Below are 1,793 nucleotides of genomic sequence, written 5' to 3'. Positions count from 1 at the left end.
GCGATCGGTGCGGCGAAGGTCAGTGGTTCCCAGATGACGAGGTCGGGTTGCCAGGATCGGGCGAACTCCACCAGGCCCCCGATGATCGGGAAGTTCCCGTAGCGGTGCCAGATGCCCGCCGCCTCGGCGATTCCGGGCTTGAGGTAGTCCCAGGTGGCCTTGGCCGGGTCGTCGAAGGCGTCGTACGGCGCGGAGATACCGGGCCGGTTGGCCTCGATCTCCGCCTCTTCCTCCGTCATCTGCAGGTCGCGGTCGTGCCCGACCGGGACGGCGGTCAGACCCGCCTGGGTGATGACATCGGAGAAGGAGGGCTGGCTGGCGACGCACACCTCGTGGCCGGCGGTGCGCAGTGCCCAGGCCAGTGGCGCCATGTAGAGGAAGACCGTCTTCGACGGGTTCAGCGCGAACAGGACACGCATCCGGACTCTCCTTTCGGCTGGATGTCAGCGGTCGGCGACACGGCGTTTGGCGGTGAGCTCCTCCAGCCGGGGGACGAGCTGGTTGGGGGTGGGCAGGGCACGGATCTCGTCGCGGAGCGACACGGCGCGCTCGCCGAAGCCCGGTTCGTCGAGCAGGCGCAGCACACCGGCGCGGACGCTCTCCCCGGTGGCCCGGTCGGCGCGGATGGTCAGCGACCCGCCCTGCGCGGCGGCGCGGCGGGCCAGCTCGGGTTCGTCGAAGTCCCACGGCACGGTGAGCTGGGGGACACCGTGCAGGGCGCTGGTCAGGAAGGTGCCGGGCCCGGCGTGATTGATGATCACCGAGCAACTGGGGACCAGTGCGTGCAGCGGGACCCAGGACACGATCCGGGCGTTGTCGGGGACACTGGTGAGCTTCCGCTGCGCGGACTCGGCGATGGTGGCGACGACCTCGACGTCGAGGTCGGCCAGAGAGTCCAGGATGTCCCGCACGTCGGCGGCGTAGCCGGCGTAGCGGTCGGTGGCGGTGGTGCCCAGGGTCAGGGCGACGCGGGGGCGCTCGGGTGCGGCCCACAGCCACTTCGGTACGGCGGCGACACCGCCGTAGGGGACGTAGCGCATCGGCAGGTAGTCCAGACCGGCGTCCATGCTCAGCGACGCGGGGAGCTGGTGGACGGTGAACTGGCCGGTCAACAGGTCTTCGGTGAAATCGAATCCGTACTTGCGGGCGTAGGGGCCGAGCCAGTCGGCCATCGGGTCGGCGCGGTCGTCCTTCGGGCGTTCGGCCTTGAGCCGCAGGTAGTGCTCGCGGGCGACGCCGAAGACGTCGACGCTCCACACCAGACGCGCGTGCGCGGCGCCACAGGCCTCGGCGGCGATGCCTCCCGCGTAGGTGTTGGACTCCCAGATGACCAGGTCGGGCCGCCAACCGCGGGCGAAGTCGACCAGGCCGGCGATCATCGGGAAGTTGTCCAGCTGGTGCCACTGCTCCACGAGGGTCGCGTACCCGTCGCGCATCTTCTCCCAGTCGACGGCCGCCGGATCCACCGCGGCGTCGTACGGCGCGGGCAGCCCGGCCCGCTCGGCCTCGACCTGCTCGATGTTGAGCTCCGCCAGCCGCCAGGTGGAGGGGTCACGACCGACCGAGACGGCGGTCAGGCCGGCCTGGGTGACGACGTCGACGAACTTGGGCTGGACCGCGACGCGCACCTCGTGGCCGGCGGTACGCAGCGCCCAGGCCAGCGGAACCATCGCGTGGAAGATGGTCTTGTCCGGGTAGGTGGTGAACAGGATGCGCATGGTGGTGGTGTCTCCCGATCCCGCGTCAGCGGTGTTTGGCGGTGAGTTCTTCGAGCTGGGGGATGAGCTGGTTGG

General features: G+C 70.3%; 1 protein-coding gene and 1 pseudogene. Both read right to left on the bottom strand.

Features of this window, described 5'->3' with window-relative positions; translation table 11 throughout:
• Positions 1-419 (bottom strand): annotated as a pseudogene (locus AB0K21_RS44615) (glycosyl transferase); the annotation flags it as partial.
• 24 nt (positions 420-443) lie between these two features.
• Complete coding sequence (locus AB0K21_RS44610; protein ID WP_364159293.1) at positions 444-1,718, bottom strand: activator-dependent family glycosyltransferase; 1,275 nt, start codon at positions 1,716-1,718, stop codon at positions 444-446.
• Positions 1,719-1,793: the final 75 nt, after the last annotated feature.

Source organism: Streptosporangium sp. NPDC049248 (assembly GCF_040678965.1).
Classification (GTDB): Bacteria; Actinomycetota; Actinomycetes; order Streptosporangiales; family Streptosporangiaceae; genus Streptosporangium; species Streptosporangium fukuiense.
The sequence above is the reverse complement of the archived record's forward strand: the minus strand, read 5'-3'. Positions and strand labels throughout refer to the sequence as shown.